14 protein-coding genes are annotated in these 16,107 nt (G+C 62.9%); 11 read left to right on the forward strand and 3 right to left on the reverse strand.

Translation table 11 applies throughout. The annotated features are described in order from the left end of the window. Positions 1–4 precede the first annotated feature (4 nt). Positions 5–991, reverse strand: coding sequence for an inositol 2-dehydrogenase (iolG, locus tag U0004_RS12550; RefSeq protein WP_081345411.1), 987 nt, complete (start codon positions 989–991; stop codon positions 5–7). Beyond that, entirely contained in the window at positions 984–1,850 is an 867-nt protein-coding gene (locus U0004_RS12555; RefSeq protein WP_034757651.1) for a MurR/RpiR family transcriptional regulator, read from the reverse strand. The genes iolG and U0004_RS12555 overlap by 8 nt, the downstream gene beginning before the upstream one ends. Before the next feature lie 248 nt (positions 1,851–2,098). Between U0004_RS12555 and U0004_RS12560 the strand changes: the two genes are divergently transcribed. The 11 genes from U0004_RS12560 (at position 2,099) to cobA (ending at position 15,092) form a co-directional block, all read left to right on the forward strand. Beyond that, complete coding sequence (locus U0004_RS12560) at positions 2,099–3,148, forward strand: sugar ABC transporter substrate-binding protein (protein ID WP_034757655.1); 1,050 nt, start codon at positions 2,099–2,101, stop codon at positions 3,146–3,148. A gap of 139 nt (positions 3,149–3,287) precedes the next feature. Then, positions 3,288–4,457 carry an ABC transporter permease gene (locus tag U0004_RS12565; RefSeq protein WP_034777904.1) on the forward strand — a complete coding sequence of 390 codons (1,170 nt, stop codon included), beginning with the start codon at positions 3,288–3,290 and terminating at the stop codon, positions 4,455–4,457. A gap of 3 nt (positions 4,458–4,460) precedes the next feature. Then, a complete protein-coding gene (locus U0004_RS12570; protein ID WP_034777901.1) occupies positions 4,461–5,246 on the forward strand; it encodes an ATP-binding cassette domain-containing protein in 786 nt (261 codons plus the stop codon). A gap of 8 nt (positions 5,247–5,254) precedes the next feature. Then, the gene (locus U0004_RS12575) at positions 5,255–7,201 is read left to right on the forward strand and encodes a bifunctional 5-dehydro-2-deoxygluconokinase/5-dehydro-2-deoxyphosphogluconate aldolase (protein WP_070253655.1); all 1,947 of its coding nucleotides are present in this window, start codon (positions 5,255–5,257) and stop codon (positions 7,199–7,201) included. Beyond that, a complete protein-coding gene (gene iolD / locus U0004_RS12580; protein ID WP_070253654.1) occupies positions 7,198–9,027 on the forward strand; it encodes a 3D-(3,5/4)-trihydroxycyclohexane-1,2-dione acylhydrolase (decyclizing) in 1,830 nt (609 codons plus the stop codon). The genes U0004_RS12575 and iolD overlap by 4 nt, the downstream gene beginning before the upstream one ends. After that, positions 9,024–9,944 carry a myo-inosose-2 dehydratase gene (iolE, locus tag U0004_RS12585; RefSeq protein WP_070253653.1) on the forward strand — a complete coding sequence of 307 codons (921 nt, stop codon included), beginning with the start codon at positions 9,024–9,026 and terminating at the stop codon, positions 9,942–9,944. The genes iolD and iolE overlap by 4 nt, the downstream gene beginning before the upstream one ends. Then, the gene (iolB, locus tag U0004_RS12590; RefSeq protein ID WP_070253652.1) at positions 9,941–10,738 is read left to right on the forward strand and encodes a 5-deoxy-glucuronate isomerase; all 798 of its coding nucleotides are present in this window, start codon (positions 9,941–9,943) and stop codon (positions 10,736–10,738) included. The genes iolE and iolB overlap by 4 nt, the downstream gene beginning before the upstream one ends. A gap of 9 nt (positions 10,739–10,747) precedes the next feature. Continuing rightward, positions 10,748–12,247, forward strand: a complete 1,500-nt coding sequence (locus U0004_RS12595) for a CoA-acylating methylmalonate-semialdehyde dehydrogenase (protein ID WP_034777890.1) — start codon at positions 10,748–10,750, stop codon at positions 12,245–12,247. A 73-nt stretch (positions 12,248–12,320) separates the two neighbouring features. After that, positions 12,321–12,959 carry an ANTAR domain-containing response regulator gene (locus U0004_RS12600; protein ID WP_034777888.1) on the forward strand — a complete coding sequence of 213 codons (639 nt, stop codon included), beginning with the start codon at positions 12,321–12,323 and terminating at the stop codon, positions 12,957–12,959. Between the two features lie 157 nt (positions 12,960–13,116). Next, complete coding sequence (locus U0004_RS12605; RefSeq protein WP_070253651.1) at positions 13,117–14,307, forward strand: CmpA/NrtA family ABC transporter substrate-binding protein; 1,191 nt, start codon at positions 13,117–13,119, stop codon at positions 14,305–14,307. A 14-nt stretch (positions 14,308–14,321) separates the two neighbouring features. Further along, entirely contained in the window at positions 14,322–15,092 is a 771-nt protein-coding gene (cobA, locus tag U0004_RS12610) for a uroporphyrinogen-III C-methyltransferase (RefSeq protein ID WP_070253683.1), read from the forward strand. A 1-nt stretch (position 15,093) separates the two neighbouring features. On the opposite strand, the gene U0004_RS12615 is transcribed toward cobA, so the two are convergent. Next, positions 15,094–16,086, reverse strand: coding sequence for a cyclase family protein (locus U0004_RS12615; protein ID WP_070253650.1), 993 nt, complete (start codon positions 16,084–16,086; stop codon positions 15,094–15,096). Positions 16,087–16,107 lie beyond the last annotated feature (21 nt).

Here is a 16,107-nt window from a genome sequence, read left to right on the forward strand (position 1 = left end):
CGGTTTATAAAGTGACCACGCGCTGTTCGCGCCACGACAAGGTGGCCGCCTCGGCCAGTTCCAGTGCCTTCAAGCCATCGTGGACGGTGGTGCGCAGCGGCGTGCCGTGGGTGAGGGCGTCAAAGAAATGCGCCATTTCCTGCGCGTAGGCCACGCGATAACGTTCCAGGAAGAAGTCTTCCGGCTTGTCCACGCTGACATTCACCGAACCATAGGCCGTCACTTCCGTCGGCTTGTGGTTGCCCGCTTGCAGCATGCCGGCACTGCCCAGCACTTCGAAGCGCTGGTCGTAGCCGTAGGCGGCGCGGCGCGAGGCATTGATCTGGCACAAGCGTCCCTTGGCCGTGCGGATGGTGACGACGGCCGTGTCCAGGTCGCCCGCCTCGCCGATGGCGGGGTCGACCAGGCAGCTGCCCGTGGCGTGCACGCTGACGGCTTCATCGTCGAGTATCCAGCGGAAGATGTCGAAATCGTGGATCAGCATATCCTTGAAGATGCCGCCCGACACCTTGATGTAGCTGACGGGCGGAGGACCAGGATCGCGGCTGGTGACGACCAGCAATTCGGGCGTGCCGATTTCGCCCGCTTCGATGCGTGTCTTGACGGCATTGAAAGTCGGGTCGTAGCGGCGCTGGAAACCCAGCATGCACAGGACCTTGGCTTCCTTGACGGCGGCGGCGCAGGCGCGCGCGCGGTCGATGGTCAGGTCGACGGGTTTTTCGCAAAATATGGCCTTGCCGGCGGCGGCCGAGCGCAGGATCAGGTCCGCGTGCGTGTCCGTGCTGGAAGCGATGACGACGGCCTTGATGGCGGGGTCGGCCAAGGCAGCCTCGACAGTCGCGCTGCTGCCGCCATGCAGTCCGGCCAGCGCGGCGGCCGCTTCCTGGTTGACGTCGACCACGTACTTGAACTGCACGCCGGGTTGGGCAGCCAGGTTGGCCGCGTGGATTTTGCCGATGCGTCCGGCGCCGAACAACGCTACTTCAATCATCATGTTCTCCTGGGGTGTGGATTTCTTCGATGTCGAGCTCTAATTTGTATGCCAGCGCGATGAACAGCGCCTGGCACAGGCAGATGGTGCTGGTCAGCGAACGGAAGGCGAAGGCGCTGCCCTCGGTGACGGTGAGCAGCGCGTCGGCGGCCCGCGCGAGCGGGGCCAGTTTGCTGTCGGTAATCACGAGGACCTTGGCGCCCTTGTCTTGCGCCGCCTTGATGCACTGCTGGGTTTCCTTGCCGTAAGGCGAGAAACTGATGGCGATCGCCACATCGCGTTCGCGCACGCTGCGCATCTGTTCGCGGTGCATGCCGCCCAGTCCGCTGATCAGGTGCACGCGCTTGTCCGTGTGTTCCAGTGCGTAGGCGATGTAGGAGGCGATCGGAAAGGACCGGCGCACGCCGATCACATAGATATTTTCCGCTTTCAGCAGCAGGTTGACGGCCGCTTCCAGCTGCGCGTCGTCGAGGCCGGCCGCCAGGTCGTCGAGGCCGGCGCGGCTGGCGCCGACGAATTCGCGCGTCAGGTCGCCTGCGCTGAGGGCGGCGTCGCGCGTCGAAATGAGCTTGCGGATGCGCTGCTGATAGTCGGGCGTGGCGCCGGCCTGGTCCGTGTAAGCCTGGCGGAACACATCCTGCATTTCGGAAAAGCCCGTATAGCCGAAGCGCTGCGCGAAACGCACGATGGCGGATGGCTGCACGTCGCAGGCGGCAGCGATATCGCTGATGCGCTCGAGCATCAGGCTGGCCCGGTGCTTTTCAATGTATTGGGCAATGACTTTCAGCTGGCGCGACAGGTTGTCGTACTCGGCGGCAATGTGCTGCATCAACTGTTCGATGGGGGCGGTGGCTGCCATGGTGTTTTCCTCTGTATGCTTGCTGGGCCGTAGGATTGCTGCGGCTGGTTCTGGCGAGAATTATAGGAGGGAAATCCAAAAATAGAAATGAATTTCTATTTAAATTTATTTTGAAAATTTTATTGCATTTGTCTTTTTTGTGGCCTAAGCTGTGCGCAGTGCATCGGTTCGTGTGCCGCAAGGCCAGACCGGTGACACCCTTCATAAAAGCTCGCAACTATAAAAATTAATCCGTCTAGGAGACATTCATGCATAGCAATAAAAGCAAGGGTTTGATGAAGTGCCTGGCCATCGCCAGCCTGGGCCTGAGCCTGGGTTTGAGCACGGGCGCCAGCCATGCTGCCGGCGAGAAATTCGTCATGGTCAGCCACGCGCCGGACTCCGATTCCTGGTGGAACACCATCAAGAACGCCATCAAGCAAGCCGGTGAAGACTTCAACGTGTCCGTCGACTACCGCAATCCGCCGAATGGCGACCTGGCCGACATGGCGCGCCTGATCGAGCAGTCGGCCGCGCGCAATTACGATGGCTTGATCGCCGATATCGCCGACTTCAGCGTGCTGCAAAAACCGCTGGGTACGGTAGTGGCCAAGAAAATCATGCTCGTGACCATCAATTCGGGCACCATCGCGCAAAGCGAGCAGCTGAAAGCCATCATGCACGTGGGCCAGCCCGAATATGACGCGGGCCTGGGCGCCGGCAAGCGCGCCAAGGAGGCGGGCATCAAGTCGTTCGTGTGCGTGAATCACTATGCGATGAATGCCTCGTCGTTCGAACGCTGCCGCGGTTTTGCCGATGCGCTCGGCGTCGACTTCAAATCGTCCACGCTCGACACCAATGGCGTCGACCCTGGCGTGATCGAAAGCAAGGTCAGCGCTTATCTGCGCAGCAATCCGAAGACCCAGGCCGTGCTGGCGCTGGGACCGGATTCGGCGCCGGCCGCCATGCGCGCCGTCGAGAAGCTGGGCTTGAAAGGCAAGATGTATTTCGCCAGCTTTGACTTGTCGGAAGAAATCGCCAAGGGCATCAAGGATGGCAGCATCCAGTTCGCGATCGACCAGCAGCCCTACCTGCAAGGTTACATTCCTGTCGCCGTGATGGCCATCATGAAACAGCAAAAGATCACTGACCTGGCCAAGGTCAAGGAAATCCTGATCGCCAATCCGAAATACCAGGCGCGCCTGGCGGAATACGGCCTGACGCCCATCTACGGCCCACGCCACATCAGCTCAGGCCCCGGTTTCGTGACCAAGGAAAATATCTCCAAGGTCGAAAAATACGCCGGCCAATACCGCTAATCCACACAGTCGCCACCGGGAGTTGCCCAGCGCCGCACCGCCTCCCGCGGGCGGCGCATGGGTGGAACACGCCTGGCGCCAGCGATGCTGGCAGGAAAGTAATTGGAATTGGTAACAAGTATCACTGAAAGGACATCGTATGACTGCGCTCAAATCCAGCCTGGCTAGCCCCGGCAAGTATCCTCCTCCGCCTCCCGGCGCCTCCAGCAAGCCAGTTGCCGCCGCCGACGAGCGCGTGGGCACGACCAGCTGGGTCAAACGGTTTTTTGGCCGCCCCGAATTCGCCTCGATTTCCGGCGCGGTGCTCGTGTTTGCCTTCTTCGTCATCACGGCCGGCGATTCCGGCATGTTCAATCTCGATGGCGTCGTCAACTGGATGCAAGTGGCATCCTACCTGGGCATCATCGCCATCGGCGCCTGCCTGTTGATGATCGCCGGTGAATTCGACCTGTCGATCGGTTCCATGATTGGCTTTGCCGGCATGATGATCGCCATTCCGACGATCTATTTCCACTGGCCATTGTGGGCCGCCATCCTGTTCGCTTTCGCCGGTTCCATGGCGCTGGGCTGGCTCAACGGCTACATCGTCATCAAGACGCGCTTGCCATCGTTCATCGTTACCCTGGCGTTCCTGTTCATCCTGCGCGGCCTGACGCTGGCCCTGTCGATCATGTTTGCCAACCGCACCATCGTCAGCGGCGTGGGCGACCTGGCGGCGCAGGACTGGCTGGCCAGCCTGCTGTTCCACGGCAATGTGGCGACGGGCCTGTTCCAGTGGATGGGCGCGCATGGCTGGATCGCCGTGCTCGACGACGGCTCGCCGCTGGTGAAAGGCATTCCGAAAGTCATCGCCTGGTGGCTGGTGCTGGCTGCCGGCGCGGCATTCGTGTTGTCGCGTACCCGCTTCGGCAACTGGATGTTTGCCGTGGGCGGCGACGCCAACGCGGCCAAGAACGTGGGCGTGCCGGTGCGCAAGGTCAAGATCTCGCTGTTCGTCTTCACGGCCTTCTGTGCCTGCCTGTTTGCCACCTTGCAAGTATGCGACGTGGGTTCGGCCGCCGCCGACCGCGGCATGCAAAAGGAATTTGAAGCCATCATCGCGGCCGTGATCGGTGGTGCCTTGCTGACGGGCGGCTACGGTTCCGTCGTCGGCGCCTGCTTCGGCGCGCTGATCTTCGGCGTGGTGCAGATCGGCATCACTTATACCAACATCAATTCGGACTGGTTCCGCGTGTTCCTCGGCGTGATGCTGCTGATCGCGGTGCTGTTCAATAACTTTGTACGCTCACGCGTCACGGAAGCGAGATAAATCATGAGCGAGCATATTCTTGCCCTGGAAAATGTCAGCAAGCGTTTCGGCTCCGTGCTGGCCCTGCAAAACATCACCATGCGCTTGCGCGAGGGGGAGGTGCATTGTTTGCTGGGCGACAACGGCGCCGGCAAGTCGACTTTGATCAAGACCCTGGCCGGTGTGCACAAACCGACCGATGGCCAGTACCTGGTCGATGGCAAGCCCGTCGTCTTCAATTCGCCCAGCGAAGCGCTGGACATGGGCGTGGCCACCGTCTACCAGGACCTGGCGCTGGTGCCGCTGCTGTCCGTGGCGCGCAATTTCTTCATGGGCCGCGAGCCGATGAAAAAGCTGCTGGGCCTGGTGCCCGTGATGGATATCGACTATGCGGCCGACACGGCGCGCGACAAGCTGGCCGAGATGGGCATCATGGTGCGCGACCCGCACCAGGCCATCGGCACCATGTCGGGCGGCGAAAAGCAGTGCCTGGCCATCGCCCGCGCCATCCATTTCGGCGCCCGCGTGCTGATCCTCGACGAGCCGACGGCCGCCCTGGGCGTCAAGCAATCGTTCAATGTATTGAAACTGATTTACAAGGCGCGCGAGCGGGGCATTTCCGTGATCTTTATTACGCATAATGTGCACCATGCGTATCCGGTCGGCGACTCGTTCACTTTATTGAACCGGGGCAAGTCGCTGGGCACCTTCACCAAGGATACGGTGACCAAGGATGCCTTGCTGGACATGATGGCGGGCGGCGCGGAAATGCAAACGCTGATGAGTGAACTCGACGGTGTCACGATTTAAGGATAGCCATGAATAATTCCACACAATTTGCCCAGGGGCGAGCGCTGGACGTGATCTGCCTGGGCCGCCTGGCGGTGGACCTGTACGCGCAGCAGATCGGCAGCACCCTGGAAGACGCGACCAGCTTTGCCAAATACCTGGGCGGCTCGTCGGCGAACATCGCCTTCGGCACGGCGCGCCTGGGCTTGAAGTCCGCCATGCTGTCGAAGGTGGGCGACGATCACATGGGGCGTTTCCTCACCGACACCTTGTCGAAAGAGGGTTGCGACGTCAGCCATGTCGGCATCGACCGCGACCGCCTGACGGCCCTGGTGATGCTGGGCATCAAGGATAAAAACACGTTTCCGCTGATTTTCTACCGTGAAAATTGCGCCGACATGGCCATCGAAGCATCTTCGGTGGATGCGGCCTTCATTGGCTCGAGCAAGGCGCTGTTGATCACTGGCACGCATTTCTCCACGGCCGCCATGCACGCCGTCAGCACGCAGGCCCTTACATTGGCCCGCGCCAGCAATGTGCGCACCGTGCTCGACATCGATTACCGGCCCGTGCTGTGGGGCTTGTCGGGCAAGGCGGACGGCGAAACGCGTTTCGTCTCGAACGAAGGCGTCACCAAACATCTGCAAAGCATCTTGCCGCAGTTCGACTTGATCGTCGGCACGGAAGAGGAATTCATGATCGCCGGTGGCGGCGCCGATATCATGGCGTCCCTGCGCGCCGTGCGGTCCGCCACCCTGGCGACCCTCGTCGTCAAGCGCGGGCCGCTGGGCAGCGCCGTCATCGACAATGTGGTGCCGCACAGCCTCGATGACGCGTATAACTACCGTGGCGTGCGCGTGGAAGTATTGAACGTGCTGGGCGCGGGCGACGCGTTTCTCTCGGGCTTTCTGAAAGGCTGGCTGCGCGGCGAGGATTACGAAGCGTGCTGCCGCTACGCGAATGGCTGCGGCGCCTTGGTCGTGTCGCGCCACGGTTGCGCGCCGGCCATGCCTTCGCCCGTCGAGCTCGACTATTTCCTGGCCAACGCGGCCAGACTGACGCAGCCGGACCAGGACGCGACCTTGTCCCGTCTGCACCGCACGACGGTAGCGCGCAAGGAGTGGAATGAGCTGTGCGTGTTTGCCTTTGACCACCGCACGCAATTCTTTGAGCTGGCGCAACAGACGGGCGCACCCGAGTCCGCCATTGCGGCCCTGAAGCAATTGATGGTGCAAGCCGTGGCGCAGACGGAAACGGCCTTGCAGCTGGCCGGCAAGACTGGCGTGCTGATCGATGGCCGCTATGGCGTCGATGCCCTCAATGATGCGACGGGACGTGGCTGGTGGATCGGCCGCCCCGTGGAATTGCCGGGATCAAACCCGCTGCAATTCGACTGGGGCCGCTCCATCGGCTCGCACCTGCTCAGCTGGCCCAAGGAGCACGTGATCAAGTGCCTGGTGCAGCTGCACCCGGACGATGCCGTGGAAAACCGCCTGGAACAGGAAGCGCAGATCAAGGCCCTGTACGACGCGGCGCAAGTGAGCGGTCACGAACTGTTGCTGGAAGTGATACCGTCGGAAGCCTTGCCGCACGGCGACGACACGGTCTTGCGTGCCGTCAAGCGCCTGTACAACCTGGGTATTTACCCGGAATGGTGGAAGCTGGAAAGTATGTCTGCCCAACAATGGCAAGCCATCGATGCCCTCGTGCATGAGCGCGATCCGTATTGCCGTGGCGTCGTCCTGCTGGGTTTGAACGCGCCGATTGCCGCCCTGGCCGACAGTTTTGAGCAAGCCAGTGCCAGCACGACGTGCCGCGGCTTCATGGTGGGCCGCACCATCTTCCAGGAACCGAGCCGCCGCTGGCTGGCGGGCGAACTCGACGATGCGGGCCTGATCGCTGCAGTGCGCGCCAACTTCGAGCAGCTCATCGCCCTGTGGCAGCGTACGCGCAACCGCCTGGAGCGTGCAGCATGAGCGCCACGATCAGATTGACCATGGCGCAGGCGCTGGTGCGCTATCTGGCCGCCTTGCGGGTGGAAGGGGGCGAACCTTTGTTCGGCGGCGCCTTCGCCATCTTTGGCCACGGCAACGTGGCGGGATTGGGCGAAGCGCTGTACCAGTACCGCGAACAATTTCCCACCTACCGCGCCCACAACGAGCAGGCGATGGCGCACGCGGCCATCGCTTACGCAAAAGCGCACATGCGCCGGCGCATGATGGCGGTGACCAGTTCCATCGGTCCCGGCGCCACCAACTTGCTGACGGCCGCCGCCCTGGCGCACGTGAATCGCTTGCCCGTGCTCTTGCTGCCCGGCGACGTATTCGTCTCGCGCGCACCCGATCCCGTGCTGCAGCAGCTGGAAGATGCCTCGGACGGCAGTGTCTCGGTGAATGATGCCTTCAAACCTTTATCGCGTTATTTCGACCGCATCGTCTATCCGGAGCAATTGCTCACCGCCTTGCCGCGTGCCATCGCCGCCTTGACGGACCCGGCCGCCTGCGGCCCCGTCACTTTATCTTTGCCGCAAGACGTGCAAACGATGGCGTATGACTATCCTGCCAGCTTTTTCGAACCGAGAGTCGTGCGTTTCCGCGCCTTGCCGCCTGTCGAGCAGGAGCTGGAAGAAGCGGTGTCGCTGTTGAAAAACGCCAAGCAGCCGCTGATCGTGGCTGGCGGCGGCGTGCTGTACGGCCAGGCCAGCGCCGCCTTGCAGGCGTTTGCCGAGCGCCATGGCATTCCCGTGGCGGAAACCCAGGCGGGCAAGAGCGCCTTGCCGTGGGACCATCCGCTGCAGCTGGGCGCCATCGGCGTGACGGGCTCGCCTGCCGCGAACGCGCTGGCGGCGGAGGCGGACGTGGTGCTGGCCATCGGCACGCGCCTGCAGGATTTCACCACCGGCTCGAATTCCCTGTTTGCGCAGGCGCAGCTGGTCAGCTTGAACGTCAACAGTTTTGACGTGCTGAAACGTCGTGGCCTGGGCTTGCAGGCGGACGCGACGCTGGGCTTGCAAGGCCTGTCGCGGCTGCTCGGCAGCTGGAACAGCGCGGGGCAATGGATGGACTGCGCGCAGCAGGCGGGCAAGGCCTGGCGCGCGACGGTGGCCGCCATCACCGGCAAGCGCGAGGTGGCCGGCTTGCCGTACGACGGCGAAGTCATCGGCGCCGTGCAGCGTTCCGCTCCCGATTCCACCAGCCGCGACATCGTCGTCTGCGCGGCGGGGACTCTGCCGGCCGAACTGCACAAGCTGTGGCGCACGTCGACGCCAGGCGGCTACCACATGGAATACGGCTATTCGTGCATGGGCTATGAAATCGCCGGCGGCCTCGGCGTCAAGATGGCGAAACCGGCAGCGGAGGTCATCGTCATGGTGGGCGACGGCAGCTATCTGATGATGAATTCGGAAATTGCCACTTCCGTCATGCTCGATAAAAAACTCATCATCGTCGTGCTCGACAACCGGGGCTATGGCTGCATCAACCGCCTGCAGCAGGCGTGCGGCAATGCTTCGTTCAACAATATGTTGCCCGATAGCGCGCCGCATATCGACTTTGCCCTGCATGCGCAATCGCTGGGCGCGCTGTCCGAACATGTGGGCTCGATTGCCGAACTGGAACAGGCGATGCTGCGCGCCCGGGGAGCCAGCCGCACGTATCTGATCTGCATCGATACGGACGACACGCGCACGACCGAAGAGGGTGGTTGCTGGTGGGAAGTGGCCGTGCCCGAGGTCTCCACCCAGCCCGGCGTGCAGCTTGCGCGCGCCCGTTATGAACTTGACCGCCAAGGACAACAAAAATGAACGCACCGACATGGAATGTGAAGATCGGCATCAACCCGATCTCGTGGATGAACGACGATTTGCCGTCGCTGGGGGGAGAAACCCCGCTGGAAACGGCCCTCAAGGAAGGCGCCGAGATCGGCTACGTGGGCTTTGAGCTGGGCAACAAGTTTCCGAAAGACGCCCCGTCCCTGAACGCCGTGCTGGGCAAGTATGGCCTGGCGTGTGTCTCCGGCTGGTATTCGGGGCGCCTGGCGCACCGCTCTGTCGAGGAAGAGATCGCCGCAGTGGCATCGCATCTGCGTTTGCTGGCGGACAGCGGCGCCACCGTGATGGTCTACGGCGAAGTGGCCGACGCCATCCAGGGTGAAGCGCGCGCCCTGTATAAGCGCCCCCGTTTCCAGTCGCAGCAGCAATGGCAGGAATATGCAAACAAATTGACGGCCTTTGCCGCCCACCTGCTGGCGCATGGAGTACGCCTGGCCTATCACCATCACATGGGCGCTTACGTGGAAACGCCGGCCGATGTGGACCAATTGATGGCCTTGACGGGGCCGGAAGTGGGCTTGTTGTTTGATACCGGTCATATCACCTTTGCCGGCGGCGATGCGCTGGCGGTGCTGAATAAACATATCGATCGCATTTGCCACGTGCATTGCAAGGACGTGCGCCCGAATGTGGTGAAACTGGCCCGCAATGGCCACTGGAGTTTCCTGCAGGCCGTCATCAATGGCGCCTTCAGCGTGCCGGGCGACGGCAGCATCGACTTCCCGGCCATCCTGACGCGGCTGTATCTGCATGGCTACGAAGGCTGGCTGGTAGTGGAAGCGGAGCAAGACCCGGCCGTTGCGCCCAGCTACGAATACGCGAAGATGGGCCACGATTACCTGGCACGTCTGGTCGATGCGATTCCCCGCCTGGGCCGGGAGGCGGCATGAGCCCGCTGTTGGTGAAGGCCCGACCGGGTTCCGCCATCGTCGAGGTGACGCCCGAGTCGGCCGGCTGGACGCATGTGGGCTTTGCCGCGCACCGGCTTCAAGCGGGCGAGTCATTGAACCTGGAGACAGGCAGCCGCGAACTGTGCATCGTCGTGCTGACGGGCACGGTCACCGTCAAGGCGGACGGGCAGGAATGGCGCGAGATCGGCAAGCGCCAAAGCGTCTTTGAGGACCGCTCGCCGTATGCCGTGTATGTCCCATTGGAAACCAAGGTCAGCATCACGGCGGTGAGCAACGCGGAAGTGGCCCTGTGCAGCGCACCGGCCACGACCCAGCGTCCGGCACGCCTGATCGAGCCATCGTCCATGACGCGCTCCGTGCGCGGCAAGGGTGCCAACACGCGTTATGTGTGCGACATCCTGCCGCAGACGGCCGAGGCCGACGGCTTGCTGGTGGTGGAGGTCGTGACGCCATCCGGCCATTCGTCGAGCTATCCGCCGCATAAACACGACAGCGACAATGTGCCGCTGGAGAGTTCGCTCGAGGAAACCTATTACCACCGCCTGAACCCGGAACAGGGATTTGCCTTCCAGCGGGTCTACACGGATGACCGTTCCATCGATGAAGCCATGGCCGTGGAAAACCACGACGTGGTGATGGTGCCCAGGGGCTACCACCCCGTGACCGTGCCGTATGGCTACGATGGGTATTACCTGAACGTGATGGCCGGCCCGAAACGCGTGTGGCACTTTAAAAATGATCCGGCCCATGAGTGGCTGATGAATAGCAAATAAGGAACTCCAATGACAACGCAACAGATCGGCCACTTTATCGGTGGCAACCCGATGGCTTCGCGCTCCGAGCGCATGAGCGACGTCTTCAATCCCGCCACGGGCGCCGTGACGGCGAAGGTGGCGCTGGCGACGCCTTCCGAATTGAACGCGGCCGTGGCCGCCGCCCATGCGGCGTTTCCCGCCTGGTCGCAAACCTCGCCCCTGCGCCGCGCCCGCGTGATGTTCAAGTTCAAGGAATTGCTGGAAGAGCACTCGGATCAATTGGCCGCCCTGATCACGGCAGAGCACGGCAAAGTGTTCACGGATGCCAAAGGGGAAGTGACGCGTGGCATCGAAGTAGTGGAATTTGCCTGCGGCATCCCGCAAATGATGAAGGGGGAGTATTCGGAGCAGGTGGCCGGCGGCATCGACGCCTGGTCGATCCGCCAGGCGCTCGGCGTGTGCGTCGGCATCACGCCCTTCAATTTTCCCGTGATGGTGCCGATGTGGATGTTCCCGATGGCAATTGCCTGCGGCAATACCTTCGTATTAAAGCCGTCGGAACGCGACCCGTCGGCCAGCCTGCTGCTGGCGCAGCTGTTGACGGATGCGGGTTTGCCCGATGGCGTCTTCAACGTGGTGCAGGGCGACAAGGAAGCCGTCGATGGCTTGTTGCATCACCCGGACGTGCGCGCCGTCAGCTTTGTCGGTTCCACGCCGATCGCCGAATATATCTACGCCACCGGCTGCGCGCAGGGCAAGCGCGTGCAGGCGCTGGGCGGCGCGAAAAACCACATGGTGGTCATGCCGGACGCGGATATTCCGCAAACCGTCGATGCCCTGATGGGCGCCGCCTTCGGCTCGGCCGGCGAGCGCTGCATGGCTATTTCCGTGGTGGTGGCGGTGGGCAATGTGGCAGACCAGCTGGTCGAGGCGCTGGTGCCGCGCATCGCCGCCCTCAAGATTACGCAGGGCATGGATTTAACAGCGGAAATGGGTCCTGTGGTCACGCAAGTGCACAAGGAGAAGATTGCCGGCTATATCGCCACGGGCGTCAAGGAAGGTGCCAAGTTGGTCAGTGACGGGCGCGGTTTCGTGTTGCCAGGCCACGAAAACGGCTTTTTCCTCGGCGGCAGCCTGTTCGACCACGTCACGCCGGAGATGACGATCTACAAGGAAGAAATCTTTGGCCCCGTGCTGTGCATCGTGCGCGTGCCCGATTTTGCCACCGCGCTGGACCTCGTCAATGCGCATGAATACGGCAATGGTACGGCGATCTACACGCGCGATGGGAATACGGCGCGCGAATACACGCACCGGGTGCAGGTGGGGATGGTCGGAGTCAATGTGCCGATCCCCGTGCCGATGGCCTTCCACAGCTTCGGCGGCTGGAAGCGCAGCCTGTTCGGCGACCACCACGCGCATGGTCCGGAATCCGTGCGGTTCTACACGAAGCAGAAGGCGGTGACGCAGCGCTGGCCCGCTTCCACGGCTGCCGGTGCCGAATTTGCCATGCCGACATTGAAGTAAGGGGCGCTAGCGCTATCTGGTTCGTTTCTTGCTTACTGCAATGGTTGTGTTTAGCCATTGCAGATAGCCCTCCATGACGTCCAGCCGTACCCAGCCATTGCGCATTGTTGTCGTCAACACTATTGTCGAGCACGGCGTGCACGAGAATGCGGCATTGGCGGCCCAGGTGCAGCGTGGCAACGCCTTGCGCATCGGTTTGCTTGAATCGGGGTATGACATCGTCGCCTCCCTGCCAGCCGACCTCTACCTTCCCGAACGTATCGCCCAGTTGCAGCCCGACCTCATCATCATTGACGCCGAATCGGATGCGCGCGACGTACTCGAACACATCGTCATTGCCACGCGTGATGAGCGCCGCCCCATCGTACTCTTTACCGAAGACGGCGCCACGGCCAGCATTGACGCGGCCATGGCGGCCGGCGTGTCCGCCTATATCGTGGCCGGCTTGCAGGCCGAGCGCATTCAACCCGTGCTGAATGTGGCCCTGGCGCGCTTTCGCCAGGAAGAAAAATTGCGCGCCGAATTACTTGACACGCGGCACAAGCTGCTCGAGCGCAAGGTGATCGAGCGGGCCAAGGGCCTGTTGATGACGCATCACGGCTTGACGGAAGAGCAGGCTTACCAGCGCTTGCGCAGCATGGCCATGAACAAGAAACTCAAACTGGCGGAAATTGCCCAGCGTATCCTCGACGTGGAGGACTTGCTGGGATGAATCGTCCATTTCCTGATACATGCTGGTGCAGCGCACCATTTCGGTGCGTTTCCAGCCTCCCTGGACGGGACGTGCACAGGCACGGTCCTTGCTGCTGGAAGGGGAGAGCCTTGCCCACGGTGGCGCGGAAAAACAGTACTTATCAGCAAGGAATGGTATGACAGAGCAAGCGGGCAAAGAGGCGGGACATGGTGCCCAGATGATGCGGTCCCTGCAGCCGGAAAAACAGACGATACGCATCGGCTATCTGCCGCTGGCCGATTGCGCCTCGCTGGTGATGGCGTCAAAGCTGGGCCTGGATGAAAAATACGGCATCAAGATCGAACTGAGCCGCGAGATGTCGTGGGCCGGCGTGCGCGACAAATTGAATAGCGGTGAACTCGACGTTGCCCACGTGTTGTATGGCCTCGTGTATGGCGTGCAGATGGGCATCGGCGGACAACAGCACGACATGGCCGTGCTGATGAACCTCAATCACAGCGGCCAGGCCGTCACCCTGTCGGCGGCGCTGGCGCGCGAGGGTGCCCACGATGGCGCCACACTGGCGCGGCACATGCGCGGCGCGGCGCGGCCATTTGCGTTTGCGCATACTTTCCCGACCGGCAACCACGCGATGCTGCTGCAATACTGGCTGGCTGCGCATGGCATCGACCCGCTGCGCGACGCGCGCGTGATGACGGTGCCGCCGTCGCAGATGGTGGCCGCCTTGCGCGCGGGCCAGATGGATGGCTTTTGCGCCGGGGAACCATGGGGCTACAAGGCCATCGTCGATGGCGTCGGCGTGACAGCCACCACCAGCGGCGCCATCTGGCCCGACCATCCGGGCAAGGTGCTGGGCACCAGCGCCGCGTTTGCGCAGCAGCATCCGAACAGCTGCCGCGCCCTGATCGCCGCCGTGCTCGAGGCGGGGCGCTGGATCGACGCCACCGATGCCAACCGGCTGGCCATGGCGGCCATTCTGGCCGAGCCCGCTTACTTGAATACGCCGCAGGAAACGCTGGCGCCGCGCATTCTCGGCCACTATCAGGATGGCCTGGGCAAGACCTGGGACGAGGCGCACGGCTTGAGGTTTTATGGCGCCGGCGCCGTCAATTTTCCCTATCTGTCCGACGGCATGTGGTTCATGACCCAGCACCGGCGCTGGGGCCTGCTGCGCGACGAACCCGATTACCTGGCGGTGGCAAGGCAAGTCAACCGCATCGACCTGTACCGCCAGGCGGCGGAAATGACGGCCACGCCCTTGCCCGCTTCACCGCTGCGCAGCTCGACCCTGTGCGACGGCGTCGTGTGGGACGGCAGCGCGCCGGAAGCGTACGCGGCATCGTTTGCCATCGGCCACTTTTTTTAATGGGAGATTTCATCATGGCACAACAAGGAAGCGTGACTTTGGTCGGCGCCGGCCCCGGCGACCCGGACCTGCTGACCATCAAGGCGGTGAAGGCCATCGCGCGGGCCGACGTGGTGCTGATCGACGACCTCGTCAACCCGGCCATCCTCGCGCATGCGGCGCCCGGCGTGCGCGTGGTCGAGGTGGGCAAGCGGGGCGGCTGCGCTTCCACGCCGCAAGCCTTCATCGAACGCCTGATGCTGGCCGAAGCCCGCGCCGGCCTGCACGTGGTGCGATTGAAAGGGGGCGACCCCTATCTGTTCGGGCGCGGCGGCGAAGAGCGCGCCTACCTGCGCAGCCACGGCGTGGCCGTCGAAGTAATCCCTGGCATCAGCAGCGGCCTGGCCGCGCCGTCCAGCATCGGCGTGCCGCTGACGCACCGCGGCTGGAGCCAGGGCGCCATCTTCGTCACGGGCCATGGCAAGGATAGCGCGTCCGAGCCGAACTGGACGGCACTGGCGCAGAGCAAGCTCACCCTCGTCATCTACATGGGCGTGGCCCGGGTGGCCGCCATCCAGGCCGGCTTGCTGGCCGGCGGCATGGCGCCAGGCACGCCCGTGGCCGTGGTGCAATCGGCCAGCTTGCCGGCGCAGCGCCAGTTGCTGAGTACCTTACAAGCCTTGCCTGCCGACTTGCTGGCCAGCGGCCTGGGCAGCCCCAGCATCATCGTCGTGGGCGAGGTGGTGCGCTGCGCCGATGCCTGGGATGACCATGGCGCACAGGGCTTGCTGGCCGCGACCGTGTGATTTAGCGGATCGGCAGCGCCACGGGACGGATGGGGGCCGCGTCGCCGCCACGGAATTTCAATGAAGCGCCGATGAAGGCAAACTGGTAGACCCTGTCGCGCGACAGCGCTTCCAGGTCGACCAGTTCCAGGATGGGCGTGCCCTGCTGCGCCAGCAGATAGGTGTGCACGGGCAGGTAATTGCCTGCCACTTCGGACGGAAACGCTTCGAAACTGAGGTTGTCCGCACCGACCACCATGGCGCCGCCATCTTCCACGAGGAATTTTGCCGCGTCCAGCGACAGGCCGGGGGGATTGGCCATGTACGCTTGCGCCTGCTCATAGTGCTGCATGCGGCCCGTGCGTATCAGCACCACGTCGCCTTTTTCCAGCGAGACCTTCTGTTTTGCCAGCGCCGCGCGCAAGTCTTGCCGCGTGACCCGGTAATTGTCGGGCAACTGTTGCAATCCCTTGGCCACGGCCACGTCGATCAGCACGCCGCGCGCGACGATGGGCGGCAGCTTTTCGGCGCCCGTCACGGTCCAGCCCCGGTCGCCCAGGTATTGCTCTTCCGTAAAACCATTCCAGATCTTGCCGTTCAAGCCAAAGTGATTGAGGGCGTCGATATGCGTGCCCATGTGCGCATACATGGACACGGCCGAGCCCGTATAACTGACGTGGCGGTTCATCTGTTCGCCCACGTTCATCGAGTCGGCCACCACGTTGCCCTTCGGCGTGTGCGTCATCCACATCTGGTAGGGCGGATCGCCGGCCGCCTGCCAGCTGGGCATGCCGACATAGAAATCGACGGCCAGGTCGTAGCTCTTGCCGCCGTCGATGCGCGCCAGGATGGCGGCGCGCGAGGCTGGTGTCATCAGGTTCAGGCGGCCGATCTCGTCTTTCGGCCCCCAGGGGCTGATGCCCACTTCCGGCAGGGCGGCGGCCGGGGCGGCCTGCACTGTGCCGGCCAGCAGCGCCAGCAGCACGGTGGTCAGGGTGGCGGATGGTTTGAACATGGGGTACTCCTTGCGTGACAT

Source organism: Janthinobacterium lividum (assembly GCF_034424625.1).
Taxonomy (GTDB): Bacteria; Pseudomonadota; Gammaproteobacteria; order Burkholderiales; family Burkholderiaceae_D; genus Janthinobacterium; species Janthinobacterium lividum.